Annotated in this window: 17 protein-coding genes; 12 read left to right on the top strand and 5 right to left on the bottom strand. The window is 47.9% G+C overall.

The window, feature by feature from the left end:
* The first annotated feature begins 20 nt into the window (after positions 1-20).
* The 8 genes from hpsJ-B to argH all read left to right on the top strand — a co-directional run bounded on the left by hpsJ-B (position 21) and on the right by argH (position 9,764).
* Entirely contained in the window at positions 21-839 is an 819-nt protein-coding gene (hpsJ-B, locus tag NG795_RS01815; protein ID WP_367286956.1) for a hormogonium polysaccharide biosynthesis protein HpsJ, read from the top strand.
* Between the two features lie 306 nt (positions 840-1,145).
* Positions 1,146-2,018, top strand: coding sequence for a glycosyltransferase family 2 protein (locus tag NG795_RS01810; RefSeq protein WP_367286955.1), 873 nt, complete (start codon positions 1,146-1,148; stop codon positions 2,016-2,018).
* Between the two features lie 586 nt (positions 2,019-2,604).
* Positions 2,605-3,339: a DUF502 domain-containing protein gene (locus NG795_RS01805; protein WP_367286954.1), complete on the top strand. Its 735-nt coding sequence runs from the start codon at positions 2,605-2,607 to the stop codon at positions 3,337-3,339.
* A 26-nt stretch (positions 3,340-3,365) separates the two neighbouring features.
* Complete coding sequence (gene nusB, locus NG795_RS01800; RefSeq protein WP_367286953.1) at positions 3,366-3,995, top strand: transcription antitermination factor NusB; 630 nt, start codon at positions 3,366-3,368, stop codon at positions 3,993-3,995.
* A gap of 131 nt (positions 3,996-4,126) precedes the next feature.
* On the top strand, positions 4,127-5,782 hold the full coding sequence (gene ftsY, locus NG795_RS01795; RefSeq protein ID WP_367286952.1) for a signal recognition particle-docking protein FtsY: 1,656 nt from the start codon (positions 4,127-4,129) through the stop codon (positions 5,780-5,782).
* 659 nt (positions 5,783-6,441) lie between these two features.
* Positions 6,442-7,893, top strand: a complete 1,452-nt coding sequence (locus NG795_RS01790; protein WP_367286951.1) for a PP2C family protein-serine/threonine phosphatase — start codon at positions 6,442-6,444, stop codon at positions 7,891-7,893.
* Positions 7,894-8,013: 120 nt separating this feature from the next.
* On the top strand, positions 8,014-8,268 hold the full coding sequence (locus tag NG795_RS01785) for a hypothetical protein (RefSeq protein ID WP_367286950.1): 255 nt from the start codon (positions 8,014-8,016) through the stop codon (positions 8,266-8,268).
* A 107-nt stretch (positions 8,269-8,375) separates the two neighbouring features.
* The gene (argH, locus tag NG795_RS01780; protein ID WP_367286949.1) at positions 8,376-9,764 is read left to right on the top strand and encodes an argininosuccinate lyase; all 1,389 of its coding nucleotides are present in this window, start codon (positions 8,376-8,378) and stop codon (positions 9,762-9,764) included.
* A 242-nt stretch (positions 9,765-10,006) separates the two neighbouring features.
* Here the strand turns inward: argH and NG795_RS01775 are convergent, their stop codons facing one another.
* From NG795_RS01775 to NG795_RS01760, 4 genes are all read right to left on the bottom strand, one after another.
* On the bottom strand, positions 10,007-10,609 hold the full coding sequence (locus NG795_RS01775; protein ID WP_367286948.1) for a hypothetical protein: 603 nt from the start codon (positions 10,607-10,609) through the stop codon (positions 10,007-10,009).
* Between the two features lie 485 nt (positions 10,610-11,094).
* The gene (locus NG795_RS01770) at positions 11,095-11,991 is read right to left on the bottom strand and encodes a HEAT repeat domain-containing protein (protein WP_367286947.1); all 897 of its coding nucleotides are present in this window, start codon (positions 11,989-11,991) and stop codon (positions 11,095-11,097) included.
* A gap of 161 nt (positions 11,992-12,152) precedes the next feature.
* Positions 12,153-14,423, bottom strand: coding sequence for a tetratricopeptide repeat protein (locus NG795_RS01765; protein WP_367286946.1), 2,271 nt, complete (start codon positions 14,421-14,423; stop codon positions 12,153-12,155).
* Positions 14,420-15,286, bottom strand: a complete 867-nt coding sequence (locus tag NG795_RS01760) for an SDR family NAD(P)-dependent oxidoreductase (protein WP_367286945.1) — start codon at positions 15,284-15,286, stop codon at positions 14,420-14,422. The genes NG795_RS01765 and NG795_RS01760 overlap by 4 nt, the downstream gene beginning before the upstream one ends.
* 85 nt (positions 15,287-15,371) lie before the next feature.
* On the opposite strand from NG795_RS01760, the gene NG795_RS01755 reads away from it, so the two are divergent.
* Both NG795_RS01755 and NG795_RS01750 read left to right on the top strand, forming a co-directional pair.
* On the top strand, positions 15,372-16,091 hold the full coding sequence (locus NG795_RS01755; RefSeq protein ID WP_367286944.1) for a glycosyltransferase: 720 nt from the start codon (positions 15,372-15,374) through the stop codon (positions 16,089-16,091).
* Between the two features lie 211 nt (positions 16,092-16,302).
* Positions 16,303-18,927, top strand: coding sequence for a two-partner secretion domain-containing protein (locus NG795_RS01750; protein ID WP_367286943.1), 2,625 nt, complete (start codon positions 16,303-16,305; stop codon positions 18,925-18,927).
* Between the two features lie 283 nt (positions 18,928-19,210).
* Here the strand turns inward: NG795_RS01750 and psbN are convergent, their stop codons facing one another.
* A complete protein-coding gene (gene psbN, locus NG795_RS01745) occupies positions 19,211-19,351 on the bottom strand; it encodes a photosystem II reaction center protein PsbN (protein ID WP_015150871.1) in 141 nt (46 codons plus the stop codon).
* 82 nt (positions 19,352-19,433) lie between these two features.
* Between psbN and psbH the strand changes: the two genes are divergently transcribed.
* Together psbH and NG795_RS01735 are read left to right on the top strand one after the other, a co-directional pair.
* Positions 19,434-19,637, top strand: a complete 204-nt coding sequence (gene psbH / locus NG795_RS01740; RefSeq protein ID WP_015150870.1) for a photosystem II reaction center phosphoprotein PsbH — start codon at positions 19,434-19,436, stop codon at positions 19,635-19,637.
* 107 nt (positions 19,638-19,744) lie between these two features.
* Positions 19,745-20,014, top strand: a complete 270-nt coding sequence (locus NG795_RS01735) for a TatA/E family twin arginine-targeting protein translocase (RefSeq protein ID WP_367286942.1) — start codon at positions 19,745-19,747, stop codon at positions 20,012-20,014.
* The last annotated feature ends 44 nt before the right edge of the window (positions 20,015-20,058 follow it).

The raw sequence follows: 20,058 nt of genomic DNA, 5'->3' as shown, positions 1-20,058 counted from the left end.
GGGAAAATTATAGGAGAATCATGAATCAAGAGTCTGTAGCTTCAATGTCCCTAAAAGTAATCGGGGTGATTTTAATTGTATCATCACTGGTAGATTATGTACTGTTAGCCATTCCCTTTCAGCCCGGGTCGAGAGAATGGCAAATTGCCTATGCCGCTCAACTTGTAGAACGAGGAATTATTCCTTTAGTAGGCATAGCTTTTTTAGTGACCGGATCTTGGATGGATCGTGCTGAAGGGGGTGGAGCCGCTAAACGCAACCCGTTCCAAGATTTGAGATTTTGGTCTTTTGTATTATCCACAATTCTTGGGGTGGTATTTTTAGTCGTATTTCCCCTGCATTTGAATAACGTGCGCCTGCAACGTTCTGAGGCATTGCAGCAGATTCGAGAACAGGCCAGCCAGACGGAAGGTCAAATCGTAAGCCAACTTGAAAACGAAAATGTAGAGACAGAAATTCAGCAACGCCGAAGTGCAATTGGGGGACAAATTCGGGAATTACTCTCGAATCCAGACCGACTGAATGAAGCGCTACAAAGTCCTGATGTGCCGCAACAAGAGAAGGAATTACTGGAACAATTTCAGCAAAATCCCCAAGCTTTGGATCAGTTTCTCAACCAACAATTCAGTGCGGATAATCTTCGGACTCAACAAATCACCCAGATTCGCTCTCGTCAGCAAGAACTGGAAAGTCAGACCAAAACTCGATTGACCAAGTTAGCCGTGCAAACCGGGATTTCTAGTTTGTTGTTATCCGTGGCTTATAGCATTATTGGCTGGACGGGCTTAAAAAGTATGGGGACTGTTGGGGGAGGACGACGTAAAACGATGGGTCGTTAGAAGAAATCGGCGATCGCCCCTCAGGCATCACTCAGGGATACCCAGTCAAGTCGGGAAGTTAGCTTGCGCGCAATTCTATTCAAGTCTGAGTCTTTTAATTTGCCGAGGTTGCCCTCGTTCCAATCGTCTCGGTTGAGTTACGATTAGGGCGAAATGGGTGCGTAAGGGCGCTCACCCAGTGCAACCCTTCTGCCATGTAGGGTGGTGAGGTTCAACTCCCTCGCCGGTACCGGCGTCGCCGAGAAGTTTTGATCGCCGATCGCAACAACTATTCACAATTCAGCCGATTATTGGCAATTGCCCCCCATGTTCTCGATTTATATCCTGACCCATAACGAGCAAATTGATATTGCTGCTTGCATCGAGTCCGCCCTGCTGAGTGATGAGATTATCGTGGTGGACTCGATGTCAAGCGATCGCACCGTGGAGATTGCCCGTCAATATCCCGTACAGGTGGTTCAGCATCCCTTTGAAAGTCACGGCAAACAACGGACTTGGATGCTGCAAGAGATTCCCACCCAGCATGAATGGGTGTACATCCTAGAAGCGGATGAACGCATGACTCCTGAATTATTTCAGGAATGTCTCGATGCGATCGCCAACCCAGGCGAGATCATCGCCTACTATGTCGCCGAGCGCGTCATGTTTATGAACCAATGGATTCGGTACAGCACCCAGTACCCCCGCTATCAACTCCGTTTATTCCGCAAGGACAAGGTATGGTTCACGGATTACGGACATACGGAACGGGAAGTCTGTGATGGTCCCACGGGATTTCTCAAAGAAACCTATCCCCACTACACCAGTAGCAAAGGATTGAGTCGCTGGTTGGACAAACATAACCGCTACTCCAGTGATGAAGCTCAAGAAACCCTGCGCCAACTGCAAAAAGGAGAAGTTTCCTGGAATAATCTCTTCTTTGGGCGATCGGAAGTGGAAAAACGCCGAGCACTCAAAGATCTCTCCCTACGCCTCCCCTTTCGTCCCCTGTTGCGCTTTATTTATATGTACTTTATGCTCGGGGGCATCCTCGATGGACGTGCCGGGTTTGCTTGGTGTACCTTACAGGCATTTTATGAATATCTGATCTTGCTCAAAGTGTGGGAACTCCAAAATATGCCCACGCCTCAGTTAGACCCGCAACCTACCAGCAATGCCACCCCATCCAACCCGTCTTAATTCTTGCCGGATCACCCCCGCCTTCCATCCCTAGCCCGATTGACCGCTCAACCCCCAGATCTGGAATGGGAGGGATTGAAGAATCTCTTCCAGATCTGCGGGTTGCTCTTCCAGCTTTACCCGGCGAACCGGGTCCCGGATTCCGTTTCAAGTCAGCCGGACCATTTTTTCCCTCTCGCGCCTCATGACTGGGCAATAATTCTTTACAATTGAGAAGAGAAGCGCCCTTGTGGAACAGGATACTGTCTTTACTCAGAACCCAGGGTATAGTATCAGAAGATACGAAATCCCGTTTCCGTTTCTGCAAAGAAACCGAAACCGATTCAGTCTGGACTTTTGCAAGGGAACTGATGGGCTAAATAGCCCGCAAAAGTGCTCACTCACCGAATCAGGGTTTTGTGGCGATTGATTCGCGGGATCCTCCCTCGCCGGTGCTGATCTCCCGAGGGAGGGGGCGAACCGAAAGAATTCTGAGGCCGACTCAGACGGTTTTTGGGAGACCGAAAATGATACCGTTTGTTGAGAATGAAGCAGTTAAAAGTGGCGATCGCGTAATGTTTCCGAACAAAAGGAGAGTGGGTAAGCTGTGATCCAACGCCTTAAACAAGACTTAAAAAATGACCTGATTGCTGGACTGCTGGTGATCATCCCCCTGGCAACCACGATATGGCTGACCATTACTATTGCTCGATGGGTGATCGATTTCCTGACCAGTATTCCCAAGCAGCTTAATCCCTTTGACAACCTCCACCCCATTTTAGTCAACCTGATTAACCTAGGAGTGGGATTAGCCGTTCCCCTCCTGAGTATTCTGCTGATTGGGTTGATGGCACGCAACATCGCCGGACGATGGTTGCTCGACTTGGGGGAACGAGTGCTGCAAGCCATTCCCCTGGCGGGTTCGGTTTATAAAACCCTCAAGCAAATTTTAGAAACCGTCCTGAAAGATTCCAATGGGAAATTTCGACGGGTGATTTTAGTCGAGTATCCGCGCAAAGGAATCTGGGCGATCGCCTTCGTCACTGGGGGTGTCGCCGCAGAAATCCAATCCCAATTATCCGGGGGAATGGTCAGTATTTTTATTCCCACCACGCCTAACCCGACCAGTGGGTGGTATGCTGTCGTTTCTGAAGAAGAAGTGGTCAACCTCTCCATGTCTGTAGAAGATGCCTTTAAAGTCATCGTCTCCGGTGGCATTGTTAGCCCGCCCATGACTGGACCCTTGCCCCTACCTCCATCGAGCGATCGCAAGCTACAGGAACTCAGACCTGAGGTCAAACGGCAGACCCTCGTTTCTGAAGAACAAAAAGAATATATCTAAACCCACCCAAGTTAACTCCTGGCATTATGAAAGCTCAAAGAGTCGCTCGTGAACTCGCCCTGCTGAGTATGAGTCAGCTGAGTTCCAATCTGGAAAAACTCAGCGCTCAACAACTCTCCGATCTAGTCCTCGCTGCGGTTCGCGCCCTGACGACTGAAGTCCACGATATCCTAGAAACCGCTGCGGCTGAACTCAAACGCAGCAACGATCGCCTGTTAGGCAGCGAAATTCAAGCCACCACGGTGCAAAGTTCTCGGACAATGGTCTACGAAGCCGTAGAACTCACCCAAACCGCCATTAACCGACTGGCAATGGCAATGGAATTGCCTGAGTTTCTGCAACTGACGAACCAAAAAGAAGTTAAGGCATACACCCTAGAAACCCTAACTCTAGTTAACGCCCATCGCGAAGAAATTGATGCCATCCTCCAACAGGCGATCGTCAATTGGCAGCTAAATCGGATTGCTCGCATCGATCGCGATATCCTGCGAATTGCCGTGGCTGAAATGCGCTATCTCGGTCTCCAAGAACGCATCGCCATCAATGAAGCAGTAGAATTAGCCAAACGCTATAGCGGTGAAGATGGCTATCGCTTTGTCAATGGCGTCTTGCGTCGGGTCACGGAACAGTTTCATGAGACAGTGCCGCAAGAATAATCTCTCCCCCGTTGCTTCTGATCGCAACTATCTCAATCCTGTCCGGGGGATAGGACCCGGGCTATTTCTCTTCAAAAATCTCTCCCCGACCCTTTAAAATAGTCGGCAAAGCTCTCTTGCTGGTAAGTGCTATGGTGTTTAATTGGTTCCGCCGTCAGTTCAACGATAAAGAACAAAAACAAGAACAAGAACAGGCAATAGAACCGACTGCAAAGCAGCCGGAATCTGAGGCTGAAGAAACGACCCCAGAAGTTGCCGAAGATTATCTGAACTGGGCTAAAGCTGCTTATCAAAATATTCAAAAGCAACAGGTTTCTTCTTCTGAAGAACTGGAAGCGGGGGGAGAACCGGAAGAACTGGAAGCGGGGGGAGAACTGGAAGCGGGGGGAGAACCGGAAGCTGAGGGAGAACCGGAAGAACTCGAATCTGAGGGAGAACGGGTAGAACCGGAAGCTGAAACGGAGGACCCGGCCCTTGAACCGATCGCCGAACAGCCTTTAGTTGCCTCGGAGGAAGCTACAGAACCCGAGGCAGTCCCAGAGGAGGTTATAGAACCGGCAGCGGCTCTGGCTATGGAAACCTCAGAACAGACGGAAACCTTGGAACCGGCTGCTCCAGCACCGGCTCCGGTGTCATTCCTGGCACGAGCGGAGGCGGAACGACAGGCGAGAATGCAGCGGTTAGAGGAAACTGCTGTGGAGGCCCCGGTAGAGGAGGACTTCAGACGGCCCACGACCCCGGGACAACCGGAGATTGAAGGGACAGAAATTCCCGGACTGGCGTTTGATGAGGGCTTTTTGTGGTCAGCGGAAGTGCTGGCGGCGCAGGGACGCCGTCCTGATCAGGTTTCCATTGAAGAAATTACCTGGTTACAGAAGTTACGCCAGGGGTTGGATAGAACCCGTCGGAGTTTAATTAACCAACTGCGGGCGATCGTGGGACAGGGGCCGCTGAATAAAGCAGCGGTGATGGAAATTGAAACGGCCCTGTTGCAGGCGGATGTCGGGGTAGAGGCAACAGATTTGATTATTGAGGCCCTTCAGCAGAAGTTAAAAGAAGAGGCACTTCCCCCGGCAGAGGCGATCGCCTACCTGAAAAAAATCCTCCGGGAAATGCTCGATCGCCCCTTTCAGGAAAAGTACAAGGCTAACTTTGTCCCGGAGAAAGAAACTCTGAACATTTGGGTGATTGCCGGAGTCAATGGGGCCGGTAAAACTACCACCATCGGTAAAATTGCCCATTTGTCCAAACAATCCGGTTATAAGACCCTGATTGCGGCAGCCGATACCTTCCGCGCCGCTGCAGTGGAGCAAGTCAAGGTTTGGGGAAGTCGCGCCGATGTGGAAGTGATTGCCAACCCGGTGAAAAATTCTGACCCCGCAGCGGTGGTGTTTGATGGGATTTCAGCCGCGCAAGCCCGAGGGACCGAACTGCTGCTGGTGGATACTGCCGGACGTTTGCAGAATAAAAAGAATCTGATGGACGAATTGGCAAAAATCCGTAGAATCGTGGATAGAAAAGCACCGGATGCAGTGGTAGAATCACTCCTGGTTTTGGATGCAACTCTGGGACAAAACGGCCTCCGTCAAGCTCAAGTATTTTCGGAAGCGATTAATTTGAGTGGGGTAATCTTGACAAAATTGGATGGAACTGCTAAAGGTGGCATAGCCTTGGCGATCGTGCAGCAGATGGGATTACCCATCCGCTTTATCGGTGCCGGGGAAGGAATCGAAGACCTGCGCCCCTTTTCCAGCTACGAGTTTGTTGAAGCCTTGATTGGTGGCTAAGATCTAGAGCGAGAATAGAGACGTTAAACCTTCAGACTCAATGGGCTCAAGTCATCAGACTGAAGGTTTGCAAGCAGTCTGTCCCGGCAGGTCATTCGCCCGCCGGGTAGAGTCTGGCATTGAGGAATGGGTGACAAGAAATCGAACAAATCAGCGATCGCTTCTTTGAGGAATCGAGGTGGGAAAACCCCCCCATTAGTGGATTGGCAGAGCTTATAAATAGCGCTATCATGAATCCACTTTAATGCGATGTCTGTAGAAATCTGGATTGAGGCTTCATGCAGTCGGCTCAGGGTTGAGGAATCATCACGCTGAAGCCGCCTGCTGGATAGAAAATCAGTCCACCCCCGCGATCCGCATCGGAAATCGATCGTGTGAGTTTTGTTACAACCCACTCAAGACACTGGGGAGACTCCCCCGGATGCCAAACACTCGAATTCCTACCTTTTGACGCGAATATTATCTTGCAACGGAGTTTAAATCGGTTGCATAAGGGTTAATTTAGAACTGCTTTAACATCATCAGCCCTTAAATAATCCATAAGGGCGATCGCCAAACCCAATTGGCAGCTATTCTTTAACACCAGACTCTGTGGTGTGGGGTAATTTCTACCCCCAAACAAAAGATATAATCCCTCCCGCTGGAGCGAGCTTGACTCAATGACTTCTTTGCCTCTCCCTCGACAGCCATTTCAGCCAGATATACCCGACAACGGCAGCGCATCCGCAGACGTCACCCCCGTCTTTGCCCTCAAAGAACTGGTGGCGCGTTTGCATCGGGAACAAAAGAAAGTCCAAGATTTGCTGTCATCCTTGGGATTTGCTCTGCGCAGCTTCAACAATTTGAATCAGTTCTTGGAGTTGATTCCCCTGGTGGCGAGTCGGGTCACCGATGCAGATGGGGGAGCATTGATCCTGTTTAAACCCAATGGTCAAGTGAGGTTACAGCAACTTCACTGCCAGGATGGTCACGAATGTCATGATATTCGGCAGGCATTAGAAAACCTGACTCGTCAAATCATGGATGATTCTAACCTGGCCACCTCAAGTCTGCCTCCCTCGGCGTTGGATTATCAAGTGAGCCCCTATTTGGGGTCAGATGTGCAGTTATTTGGGACTGCCATTTTGGTTAAAAATACCGAACGCGGTCGTCTGTATGTGTTCAGTCGGGACCCGGACTATACTTGGACTCCGACGCGCCAGAAGTTGGTCCGGTTAGTGGCGGATCAAACTGCGGTGGCGATCGAAAATGACGAGCTCACCGTAGAACTACGGAAGAAGGAACGACTGGACCGAGAATTAGAAATTGGGGCAGAAATCCAACTGCGACTCCTGCCGCGTCAATGTCCGACGATTAACGGGATTGAACTGGCTGCCTGTTGTGAAACCGCCAATCGGGTGGGGGGAGACTACTACGATTTTATTCCCACAACCCACGACTTTGCCCAATCTAAAAATCAAGGCGGAAAACCGAACGGACGCTGGAGCATCGTCATTGGCGATGTGATGGGGAAAGGGGTACCTGCGGGGTTGATTATGACCATGACCCGAGGAATGTTAAGGGCGGAGGTCCTCAACGGCCATTCTCCCTCGCGAATTCTTCAGCATTTGAATCGGGTGATGTATGCGGATTTGGAGAATTCTCATCGGTTTGTGACGCTGTTTTATTCGGAGTATGACCCGGAAACTCGGATTTTGTCCTATAGCAATGCGGCACATAATCCGCCGTTATTATGGCAGGCATCTACAAGGACGATTCAGCGGTTAGATACCTTGGGGATGTTGATTGGGTTAGATCCGGATACTCAGTATCAAGAAGCACAGATTCAGCTACAGCCTGGAGATACGCTGATTTATTACACGGACGGGTTTACGGATGCCAGTAACCAAGTGGGCGATCGCTTTGATGAGGAAAACTTGACAGCGGCCTTGGAATGGGCTTGTCAACATTATCAAAAGCCCCAAGCTATTTTAGAACACCTGTTCGAGCGGGTGGGTCATTTTATCGGCCCGGATACGCAAAATACTGATGATATGACCCTGATTGTCCTGCAAGTCAAGGGGGAGGAGGACCTAGCAAAAACCGGGTCTGAGGAGGGGGATGGGGGTTAAACCCCCCGCCCGGTGTTGCCACTTCATGGAAGAATTGCGATCGGGTCGTTTACAGGGGGAACTTCATCCGGCATACTGCAAAAAGCCCTCTTCATCCCCTCTCACGGGTGTTAAAAAATCATGACAATATTGTTTTCTAGTATTCAGGAATTAATTGCTCAATTCGCTATCCCTCCCAACAGCAGTGAAGTCCTCTTTGGGTTGATGGGGGACTCTTTGCGCCAGGGGATCGTCCTGGCTCAACAAGTCAGCGATCCGGATATTATGGGTCAAATTAAAAACGCCTGGGATAACTTTGTTGAAACTGGACAAATTTGGGCCTTAATCATTGGTATGGTTCTGGGTTATCTATTTCGGGGATTCCGAGGTAGTTAAAGTCACGGGTCATTTATCCTGGGTACGGTTTCAAACAAGAAACAACTTCAGGCTCGAAAAGAGCAACAATGTTTTTGTGAGCGAGTTAAGAAGGCGGTTAATTGAGCATGACAGAACAAAAAACCTGGAGTCAACGATTTGAAGGTGCATTACATCCGGCGATCGCCCGCTTCAATGCGAGTATCGGGTTTGATATTCAACTGATTGAGTACGACTTGACCGGATCGATGGCCCATGCGAAAATGCTAGGCAAAACGGGCATTATCTCCCTGGATGAAGCAGACAAGCTGATCAAGGGACTCGAACAAATTCGCCAAGAATATCGCCAAGGGTTATTTAAACCCGGAACCGATGCTGAAGATGTCCATTTTGCCGTGGAACGTCGCTTGACGGAATTGGTGGGAGATGTGGGGAAAAAACTTCATACGGCGCGATCGCGTAATGATCAAGTTGGGACCGATACTCGACTTTATCTCCGGGACCAAATCCAGCAAATTCGCCAACACATTCGCGACTTTCAAGGTGTTTTGCTTGAACTAGCCGATCGCCATGTAGAAACCTTAATCCCCGGTTACACCCACCTGCAACGCGCCCAACCCATTAGTTTAGCCCATCACCTCTTGGCCTATTTTGAAATGGCACAGCGCGACTGGGACCGTTTGGGAGAGATTTATCAGCGTGTGGATATTTGCCCATTAGGGGCCGGTGCGTTAGCGGGAACAACGTTTCCCATTGATCGCCACTTCACCGCCCAAGAATTGGGGTTTAGCCGACCCTATAATAACAGTTTAGATGCGGTGAGCGATCGCGATTTTGCGATCGAGTTTCTCTGTGCTTCTAGCCTGATTCTCGTCCATCTGAGTCGCTTATCTGAAGAAGTCATTCTCTGGGCATCGCAAGAATTTAGCTTTATCACCCTCACTGATAGCTGTGCCACGGGTTCCAGCATCATGCCGCAGAAGAAAAATCCCGATGTTCCTGAATTAGTTCGGGGCAAAACAGGCCGCGTTTTCGGGCATTTGCAAGGAATGTTAGTGTTAATGAAAGGCTTACCTTTAGCCTACAATAAAGACCTGCAAGAAGATAAAGAATGCCTCTTTGATGCCGTAAAAACTGTTAAAGCTTGCCTAGAAGCGATGACAATTTTAATGAGTGAAGGCATCCAATTTCGCGAAGAACGCCTTGCTGAAGCTGTTGCCGAAGACTTCAGCAATGCCACCGATGTGGCGGACTATTTAGCTGCCAAAGGTGTCCCCTTTCGAGAAGCTTATAATTTGGTCGGAAAAGTCGTGAAAACCTCTCTATCAGCGGGGAAATTGTTAAAAGATTTAACCCTAGAAGAGTGGAAAGCATTGCATCCCGCCTTTGAGACGGATATTTATGCAGCGATCGCCCCCAAACAAGTCGTCTCCGCCCGCAATAGCTACGGGGGCACCGGATTTGAACAAGTGAGACAAGCTCTAACTGAGGCGAAGATGCGGTTTAAACAAGTGTAACTGACATCTTGCAGCAGTGGCGACACCCGGCGGGGGTTTAAACGATTGGCGGCCTAACAGCTCAAGTCGGTTGAAACCGACTGAAAACACCACTGTATCAGACTTGCAGTCGGTTTTTAACCGACTTAAGCTATGAGGCCGCCAATCGATTTATCCCCCGCCGGTGTTGAGAATGGTGCTTGATTTGTTAGGCGGGGGATAAATCCCCCGCCAGGTTTTGCTGTAGATGAAATAAAAAATAATCAACCGGATACAGATTTTTCTGACTTCAAATAATGCTGTTGATAGGCGGAAACTAAAACATCTTTTCGGCCCTTTTCCTTAAAATAACGAGCGGCATAATCTTTTTGTTTGGCCGTCCCATTAAATAAGTAATGCTTGATGCGCTCTTGTCCTTCGGAAGTTTGGACTAAACTAAGAGATTGGTCAACCAATTTACCCATTTTACTTCCCTCCACCTGTTCCAAATTTTGCATCATCGTATCAATATGCTCAACATGGAGAGGAGGTTCAGTTTCGACAACACGATTGACCAAACTATGATGAGAATTGTAGAACCTTACAGCGTGTTGCACCCGAGTTTCCGTGCGGTTTTCCAACAGTAAATAGGCGGAATGACGCACCTTACAAGAGCGATCGCCCAATGCCTCAATTACTAAATCTAACCCATCGATTCCATACCGCAGCGCTTCGGATAGGGCAGTAATACGATATTCTACCACCGGAGAAGCCAAACGCATCTTCACTCCATCTAACCCCCCCAGAACCATAGCGCCTATGGGGGTCGGGTGTTGTCCCCCCAAAACGGCATCATCAGGTTGAGGTTGATTTCGATTATTTCCCATCGGGCCCTTCGCTCTCAACTCTCTTCGAGTATAGCGAATTTCTAGAGCAAGGATAACCCATCAAAAATAAAGCAGTAAGCGGGAGTTCCCCAGTTCGTAGTAACGCCTTCAGTCGTTCTCTTGGTTCGTAGTAACGCCTGAAGGCGTTATCCCCGGATTTAAGACAAAATCTAGCTACTCTACCCCCAAAACAACCCTCAACTCAATCCTGAAGGGGGCGATCGCCTTGAGAACCCCAGGATTTCTGAGAAGGCAATGAACAGAAAGAAGCTAGGGCCGTTAGGTTAGAAACCGGGTTTCTTGACTTAATCTCTGGTAATTAGCACAAAATTAGGGGAAGAAACCCGGTTTCTTGTCCTATCTACGAACGGGGGATAACGACTGAAGTCGTTACTACAAACTGGGGATAACGACTGAAGTCGTTACTACGAACAAAGAAACGCCTGAAGGCGTGACGTTGAACGGGGGGGAATTCCTCAATGGAATTACATTAAGCGGCGAGATGGGGTGGCAGAGGAGTCAATCTGACTCGGAATGTTTTCGCAGGGATTCGGTGAAAAATCACAGGGATTGGGATTGACTTGATCCAGATTCTCGCGCAACTCCTGGGGACGTTCCCGAACCGGCATTGCTTCACAGATACTCAAATCTGGGGACAAGGGATTCGGCAACATTCGGCAAATTTCCGGGACTTCTTCATCCTCCGATTGTGCCACCGGAGATCTCGTTCCAGTAGTGGGGGAAGTGGGATTTCCCAAGGCGAAGGCAGCGGCATTCCGGACTCGGGGATTTTCATGCATCAGGGCCTGGTTGAGGGCGGGGACTGCCGGGGACCCGACTGCGCGCAAGGCAATGGCAGCATTCCAGGCAAGGCGCTCATCTGGATCCTGTAAGGCGGTGACTAAGGGGGCGATCGCCGGTTTGGCAGTGGCACCAATTCCCGCTAAGGCAAAGGCAGCACCCCGACGCACTTCTATCTCCGGGTGTTGCAAGGCAATGGCGAGTTCCTCCACTGCCGGAGTGCCAATTCGTCTAAGTGCCACGGCAGCATCCAGACGCACTGACTCTTGTGAGTCATTTAAGGCAGCGATCAGGGACGCAATGGCGGATTCTGCATCCGAACCCATTGAACCCAAGGCAAATGCGGCACCTCCTCGGACTCCTACATCGGCATCTTGCAATGCGGTGATCAGGAGGGGAACTGCGGGAGTCCCAATCTGCCGCAATCCTTTCACTGCTTCCCGACGGTTGGCTCCTTTTTCAGTTTTGAATTGTTCGAGGTAGGATCCGATTTCCAGATCTCCGGTTTGATGCGCTTGAACTTGGGCGATCGACAGGACGATCGCTGAAAGGGTCAATAATGCGAGTTTGGGTGCGAACATTTGGTTTCTCTCAAGAGGTGAAATAATTTGGGATGCACCGAATTATTTGACTATGGGACGGGAGGGAGGGGGGTTCGGTTTCAGGGATTTGTCATTTGTCATTTGTCATTTGTCCTGGGTGGAGGGGGTGGAGGTAGATATAAGTGCCCATGTTTCCCTGTTTATCCTTTTTCCTGGACGATCGCCCGATAAAAGTCTTCTAATGCTTTTAGTCCGGTGTTATCCGGGTATAACCATTGATGGCCCTCGTTGATTTTGGTGGCGATCGCCTCTCTCCACTCCCGGTTTAATCCCAATGTAATGGCTATTTTAATATAATCTTCCTGGGTTTGGGCGATCGTCTCCGTCACCCCCACTCTTCTCAAAATTCCCGCTGACTGACGACCCCGCATAAAGGGGCCTAAATGAGTGACGAGGGGCAAATTTACCGCAACTGCTTCTAAGGTTGTTAAAAATCCCGTAAACTCAAAGGTATCTAACCCAATATCCGCCATTGAAAGCAGGTTCCAATAGTCCCGCTTGCTCTGTCTGGGCAAAATTATACAAAACTCCTGATAATCTAATCCCACTTCAGCAAAGGCAGCATCCAAACGCTGGCAAAATTGCGCGGTAATCAGGTGATTTTTGTGACCGATAAACACCAGTTTTGCTTTTGCCACCGCTTGGCAAATCGCCGGAAATATTATATCATATTGCGGCAAATATTTAAACAAAGATTGGCAGGATAAATACATCACGGCATCATCGGAAATCCCATAATCCGCCCGATTTTTATTAATTTCAGGAATCTGGGGTTTGGGGAAATAAATTCCTAAATTGGGTAACCGAATCAGTTGTTCTGAATAATGAGTCTGAGCATTCTCCGGTTCCATCAAATCACTGGAAATAAAATAATCCTGAGTGGGTAAACCCGAGGTAATTGGATGTCCCCAAGCAACACATTGAACCGGGGCCAAACGTAAACTCGCCAGTTGAGTCATGGGTGCATACATTCCAATATCCAAAAAGACTAGAATATGCAAACTATCCTGTTGGATTTGCTGACAAACTGCTGGAATATCATCGGGAATAGAATAAAAGGAGTCACTGTTGATGCGGAACCAGTCCGTGAGGCGATCGCGTTGTTGTCCCACATTATAACAATACACCTCAAACTCCTCCCGGTTCCGATGTTCCAACCACCCGGAAAACACCATTCCCACGGTATGCCACTGCAAACAAGCAGAAATATAGCCGATTCTAATTCGTTTCCCAGACTTCAGGGTTGGCATCGGTAACGGTTTGACCCACTGGGGATAATTTGCTGCCATCACCTGATGCACGAATTGTCCATATTTTTGCTGCAACTCCAAATCATTTTTACCTTGATACTGGAGATAAAAATTAGTATTGACTGCTATAGCATTTAATGCCTGTGCTTGAGCGAATTCTGTATTTAAAGCGCAATTTTGAATCAAATCATCCAATTCTGTAATAAATCGGTTTCGATAAAACTCTAATTGCTCTAAGTTTTCATATAGAACTGGAAACAGACGAATTTTTTCTAATTTTAGGGATAAGCAATAGGGCCGAAATACTAAGCCTTCATCGGCAATTTGCCGCGCTTCTTCAATTTTACCCCAATTCTGTAAAGCTAAAATAAAAGATAAATAAAGTTCGACTGCTTCCCGATGGAGGGCAATCCCTTGACGATAAGTGGAAATTGCTTCTTCCCACTGATTCAACTGTTGATAACAGTCAGCAAGAGCGAGATAAAACTCTATCTCTCCCTCGTCAGTGTTTTGAAACTGTTGATAATGGGCAATGGCGGTTTCATACTCCTGTTTGCGATAGGCAGCAAACCCTAAATACAGACTAGAATTGGGATGATTTTTGGCAGCAAAAGCAATCCCAAGGGACGAGAGAATCTCGGGATGACGGGGTTGGAGCTCTAAGGCGGTTTGATAGGCGGATATTGCCTCATCAACCCGCTGCTGGGCGATGAATAAATGCCCTAAACTCACATAACTATGCCAATCTGGACTTAGAGCAATTCTTTCTCGATAGGCAGATTCCGCTTGGGTCAATTCTCCGATTTCTATACAGACATTTCCTAACTCAGAATAGGCATTTAGATAACTGGGATCAACTATAACCGCCTGATAATAGGCAGTTTTCGCTTCTGCCAGATAACCCAATTTTGCCAATACTAACCCCCGAGTATAATGGCAAATTGCCTGATTTGCATCGAACTTTAGAGACTGTTCTAGGTAATCCAGGGCATCTTCATATCGTCCTTGCTGATAATACAGCATTCCCATCCCGCACAATGCCTGGGGGTGACTTGCATCAATCCCTAAGACTTGGCAAAACTTTTGTTCGGCAAGGGTCAAAGAACCCGACTCATACAAGGTAAACCCATCTGCTAACAGGATATCCAGTTGAGAACTCACATATCCTCCAGACGAAATGCTGCGATTTGCCTGCCATCAATATCTGTAAACCCATATTCCACCGCTAAATCCCCCACTGTCAGCACAGTTCCTGAAAGTTCCAGCACATTGGGGTCTGTGGCGAGGGCGGCGATCGCCCGTCCGATATACTCCGTAGACTCGGTTTGTGCTAAGTCAACATCCGGCGCATCTAAGACTCGTTCCGTTCGCATAAAACCTGGTGCCACTGCCACTGTGGCGATTTTATACGCTTCCAAATCTCGTGCCATCGCCAACGTCATCCGGGCGATCGCGTGTTTTGCCATATCGTAAAACAGATTCCCCAAATACTTGTCCCGGTCCCAGGCGATCGTGTTCACAATCAACCCTTGCTGCTGGGACAACATCAAGGGCACCGCACAACGACTCGCCACTAAATGCGATCGCACCCCTGCGTTAAACATCCCCTCCCAACGCTGCAAAGATTGCTCCCAAAACGGCGCAAAAAACTCCGTCCCATCCGCCCAATTTTTCCCATCATAGCCTTCATAACCCCCCCAGGCATTATTCACCAAAATATCTAACTGTCCATCACTTTGTATCCGGTTAAATAATGCCTCCACCTGCTCATCCTGCGTCGCATCACAACGCACTGGGATTCCCACGCCTCCTCGCGCCGTCACCGCTTCTGCCGTCTCCTCAATCGTCCCCGGCAGATGATCCGTCGTTGCCGAACCTCGCACACTTCGTCCCGTCACATAGACAGTCGCCCCCGCTTCCCCTAAAACCAAGGCAATTCCTCGCCCTGCACCACGACTCGCCCCCGTCACCACTGCTACTTTACCCCTTAAGGGTTTAGGATGATCCGACACTTTGATATCCATTTTAGATACAGGTTATGCTCTTGATTACTTGCGGCATTGTAGCAAAATTGGGTAACCTGTGACAATCCCTATCAAAGCAACAACCATGAGTACAAGAAAACCGGATGAAATTGCGCTCTCTGTTATCATTCCTTGTTACAATCAAGGGGAATATCTTTTAGATGCGATCGCCAGCGTTGAGGACTGTTTTGAGGCTATCATTGAATTGATTATCATCAATGATGGGTCAACGGAACCCTTAACCTTGGAAGTGCTGGATTATTTACAAAAACAACAATACAAACTCATCCATCAATCAAATCAAGGGTTGGCGATTGCCCGGAATGTCGGCATAGAACTAGCCCAAGGGAAGTATATTTTACCCTTAGACGCTGATAATAAAATTAGACCCGATTATATTATCAAGGGCCTTGATATTTTAGACCCATTTCCTCGGGTGGGAGTGGTTTATGGGGATGTGGAATTTATGGGCGATCGCACCGGAATTTGGCAAGTCCCCGACTTTGACCCCACTCGATTATTGCAAGGCAACTATATCGATGCCTGTGCCATCTTTAGAAAAACCCTCTGGCAAGACTGCGGCGGATATGACCCCAATATTCCCCATAAATTAGGTTTTGAAGACTGGGATTTGTGGCTAAGTGCCCTAGAACAAGGGTGGGAGTTTTATCATATCCCCGAAGTCTTATTTGATTACCGCGTCCGTGCCAACTCAATGGTCACTCGGTGCCTAATTCCAGAAAACCAAGCTAAATTAATTCATTATTTAAGAAATAAGCATAAACTGCTTTATAATAAATGCTAAAATTTGTTATAGTTTCTGGAGTTAAACCAGAATCTAATAAGGACCCCTCTACTTTTAAAAAGGGTTCAATCAGTAAAATAACTCAATAGGGAAACATTAGGGAGAAAGATGAATGAATAATTATCCCGAATTCAACAGAAGTAATAGGTCCAAAAATAAAAACAATTATCCTAGCTGTAAAAGTTCTGTAATTATATATTCATGTAAATTGTTGGGGTGGATTTTTTGGAGTTGTGCTTCCCCAGTACAAGCTCAAATTATCCCCGATGCTACCCTACCTGTGAATACTACCGTAATCCATCAAGGAACCACGAATATTATTAACGGGGGAACTCAAATTGAAGGCAATATATTTCATAGTTTTCAAGAGTTTTCTTTGCCTACTAATAATCAAGTAATTTTTGACAACCCTTTGGATATTGAAAATATCTTTAGTCGGGTTACAGGTTCTTCTATTTCTCATATAGATGGGTTAATTCGGGTAAATGGGAGTGCAAATTTATTTTTCCTAAATCCCAATGGGATTGTATTTGGACCCCATGCCCAATTAAATATAGGGGGTTCTTTTCTTGCTTCTACCGCCGATCGCCTTAATTTTGCCGACGGAACCTCTTTCAGTACCTTACCCACTGAGACTATACCCTTACTAACAGTGAGCCTACCTGTGGGTTTACAAATGGGTCCAAATCCCGGGAAAATTATGGTACAGGGACCGGGAAATAATCTGACCTTAACTGAGCCAGTTCGGGGGTCTCTTCTGAGGGAAAATAGACCAACCGGCTTACAAGTTCAGAATAATACCTTAGCGTTAATTGGGGGTGAAATTGAGCTGATTGGAGGAAATTTAACCGCCATTGGAGGACAGATTGAACTAGGAAGTGTGGGGGCTAATAGCTACGTTAGATTGAACCTTTTAAACCCTTTCTGGGAATTTGGATATTCAGAGGCGGGAAATTTTGGAGATATTAAATTAACTGCTGCCTCGTTAGATACCAGCGGTGAAGGGGGGGGTCCGATCGCATTGCAAGGGCGATCGCTTTTTGTCCAGGAAGGGTCAGCCCTGCTTTCGTTAACCTTGGGAAATCAACCCGGGCAAGATATTCGGTTATTGGCTTCTGATCAAGTGGAATTCAGCGGTGCTAATTCCTTGGGGCTTCCCAGTGTGGCGATCGCAGAAGTCTTTCCAGGTGCTACAGGAAATGGGGGTAGTTTAAGAGTAGAAGCCGACCAAGTTTTAACCTTTGATGGAGCCTTAATTTCTGCTTCTACTCGGGGTCAAGGGAACGGAGGAAATTTAACGATTCTGGCAACTGAAGCAATTAAATTTAGTGGGTTAGATACCTCCGGGGGATTCGGTGGGTTATTTGCTGAAGTTCGTTCCAATGCAACTGGCAATGCGGGAATTGTGACGATAGAAACGGGTCAATTAACCCTGTTAGATGGAGCAATTATCTCAGCTACAACCTTTGGCGAAGGTTATGCAGGAATTCTGAATATTTGGGCTAGGGAGTCAGTGAGTATGAGTGGGGTAGATGGGGAAGGATTTGGCGGCTATATCCAGACGGGTTCGGGTTCTCTTGAGGTAGAAACCGAACCCTCTGTTTCCTCTGCGATGGAAGTTCAAAATTCCCTGGACATTCAGACTGAAGTTACTCCCAATCCGGAAATTTTGGCTGATTCGGGTGCCATCACGATTAATACAACTCAGTTAACCGTATCAGATGGAGCCGTCATTTCTTCTTCTACAGATGCCCGAGGTAATGCCGGTACTCTGACAGTGCGCGCTAGTGAATCGGTAACCTTGAGGGGTTCCGATAGTTGGGGAAACCGGAGCAAATTAGAGACATTTGTTAATTCCGGGGTCACGGGTAATGCCGGAAGTATTACTGTAGAAACTGAGCAGTTATTACTTTTAAATGGCGCGAGTATTTCTTCTGAAACCATTGGAAATGGAAATGCAGGAGATGTGACTATTACTGCGGAGCAAGTCTCTCTTTTTGATGGATCTCAAATCCGAGTTAGCGCTAAAGGTGCTTTTTCTCCAGGGATGCTGACGGTGAGGGCTGGTGAAATTTTGCTAGACAACCAAGCAAGTTTACTGGGTGAAACGGAATCCGGTAGCCAAGGTAACATCACGATCGCCGCAAATTCAACTCTCCTGCGCCGTCATAGCCAGATTACCACGAACGCCACCGGGAGCGCCACAGGTGGGAATATTATATTGGATACCGCTATTCTGGGGGCTTTTGAAAATAGTGACATCAGCGCTAATTCTGAGCAATCCCAGGGAGGTATTGTCACGATTCAAGCCGAAGGGATTTTTGGAACCGAATTTAGAGTCCAAACCAATGATTTAACGAGTGATATTACGGCAACTGGTGCCAATTCTTCCCTGATTGGAACCGTTAGAATTAATACCCCGGAAGTTGACCCCACCTCCGGATTAGTTGAGTTAGCGGTTAATTTAGCCGACCCCGCGCAACAAATTGATTCTAGTTGTCGTTCAGGTCAGCAACAAAGTGAATTTATTATAACAGGGAGGGGTGGTCTTCCTCCTAATCCGATGGAAGCGATTAGTGATGAAGCTCTTTTGATAGACTTAGGACCGCAAAGCCTAGAAGAATTACCTCGAAAAAATAGCCGAATTCCCTCTGAGTCTGTTGCATCCACCTCAATTGAATCAACCTCGATGGAGCAATTGGTAGAAGCAGAAGGATGGATTATGAATTCTCAAGGACGAATGGAACTGGTGGCAAGAAATTCTCGGGGTAGGGTACAAAATTCAAGGGGTTTAGCAAAACAGCCCTGTGTTCCCACTTCTCAGATTCAGATGTGAAGAATAATAGCGCCAGACTGGGCATTGACTCTTTCTTGTTAGCCCGTCTAAATGTAGGGGCAAATTGCTCAATACTCTAACCGATTAACTTTATTGTCTAAATGATGGAAACAGACCTATATCGGTTTAGGTTGAGGGGTTGAAATGAAAGGAAGCGATCGCCTCGGTTTATTTGACCGTGGGTAGTCTATCTCAGGCGAACCTCCTGGGTTGATTCATCGATAAGAAAACCAAGGGGCTGAATTAAGCCCGGTCCAGCGCCCGGAGACGCTGGATCCAGGGGTTAATCGTCGTGATCGTCGAAGGGATCAGCCAATTCCTTAGAGGGGGGGCCAAAGGAGGTGTAGATAGAAAAAGCCGCGATCGCTACGAGGATCGCGCCAATCCCGATGCTAAGAACGGTTGCCGGTTCGAGATTTTCCATATTTTGAGTAAAATTATGAGACCGATTCCTATAGAATATTACAAAACATTAATTTTCGCCGTCCAGAATAACGAGGTGACGCATGGCACAGCAAACAAAATTGGGAAATCTACTCAGACCGTTAAACGCAGAATATGGTAAAGTCTCCCCGGGTTGGGGCACCACCCCTCTGATGGGCGTGTTCATGCTGCTATTTTTCCTGTTCTTAGTGATTATCCTGCAAATCTATAACTCTTCGTTGCTCCTCAATGGAGTCGATGTGGATTGGACCACCCTCGGGCGCTAACTTACGGCGATCGCCCCTAGAGCAGGGATCCTCCGTATCCCTGCTTTCCCGGTTTGACCGGGATTTTTTTTTCTATACTAATAACCAGTGCTCTGTTGGAGGTCTGCGTGAATATCTTTGGCATGGGTTTGCCCGAAATCATGGTGATTCTGACGATCGCCCTTCTCATTTTTGGACCCAAAAAGTTGCCGGAAATCGGTCGCAGTCTGGGAAAAGCGATTCGCGGATTCCAGGATGCCAGTCGGGAATTTGAAAGCGAAATCAAGCGCGAGGCACAACAAATTGAGGCATCTCAACCGGCTAAACCCGCTGAATCTCAGAAAGTCGCTAGTTCCGTCTCCCGCGAAGAAGCCATTCCGTCCTCTGAACAAGGCTAGAGTGTCGGTACAGTAACGATTAGACGACTGAGTTTCTTGACCTA

Source organism: Laspinema palackyanum D2c (assembly GCF_025370875.1).
In the GTDB taxonomy this organism is placed as follows: Bacteria; Cyanobacteriota; Cyanobacteriia; order Cyanobacteriales; family Laspinemataceae; genus Laspinema; species Laspinema palackyanum.
The sequence above is the reverse complement of the archived record's forward strand: the minus strand, read 5'-3'. Positions and strand labels throughout refer to the sequence as shown.

What these genes read in the sequence shown, in the direction of transcription:
- hpsJ-B (WP_367286956.1), top strand. Translation starts at nt 21, where the DNA reads ATGAATCAAGAGTCTGTAGCTTCAATGTCCCTAAAAGTAATCGGGGTG.
- NG795_RS01810 (WP_367286955.1), top strand. Translation starts at nt 1,146, where the DNA reads ATGTTCTCGATTTATATCCTGACCCATAACGAGCAAATTGATATTGCT.
- nusB (WP_367286953.1), top strand. Translation starts at nt 3,366, where the DNA reads ATGAAAGCTCAAAGAGTCGCTCGTGAACTCGCCCTGCTGAGTATGAGT.
- ftsY (WP_367286952.1), top strand. Translation starts at nt 4,127, where the DNA reads ATGGTGTTTAATTGGTTCCGCCGTCAGTTCAACGATAAAGAACAAAAA.
- NG795_RS01790 (WP_367286951.1), top strand. Translation starts at nt 6,442, where the DNA reads ATGACTTCTTTGCCTCTCCCTCGACAGCCATTTCAGCCAGATATACCC.
- NG795_RS01785 (WP_367286950.1), top strand. Translation starts at nt 8,014, where the DNA reads ATGACAATATTGTTTTCTAGTATTCAGGAATTAATTGCTCAATTCGCT.
- argH (WP_367286949.1), top strand. Translation starts at nt 8,376, where the DNA reads ATGACAGAACAAAAAACCTGGAGTCAACGATTTGAAGGTGCATTACAT.
- NG795_RS01775 (WP_367286948.1), bottom strand. Translation starts at nt 10,609, where the DNA reads ATGGGAAATAATCGAAATCAACCTCAACCTGATGATGCCGTTTTGGGG.
- NG795_RS01770 (WP_367286947.1), bottom strand. Translation starts at nt 11,991, where the DNA reads ATGTTCGCACCCAAACTCGCATTATTGACCCTTTCAGCGATCGTCCTG.
- NG795_RS01760 (WP_367286945.1), bottom strand. Translation starts at nt 15,286, where the DNA reads ATGGATATCAAAGTGTCGGATCATCCTAAACCCTTAAGGGGTAAAGTA.
- NG795_RS01755 (WP_367286944.1), top strand. Translation starts at nt 15,372, where the DNA reads ATGAGTACAAGAAAACCGGATGAAATTGCGCTCTCTGTTATCATTCCT.
- psbN (WP_015150871.1), bottom strand. Translation starts at nt 19,351, where the DNA reads ATGGAAAATCTCGAACCGGCAACCGTTCTTAGCATCGGGATTGGCGCG.
- psbH (WP_015150870.1), top strand. Translation starts at nt 19,434, where the DNA reads ATGGCACAGCAAACAAAATTGGGAAATCTACTCAGACCGTTAAACGCA.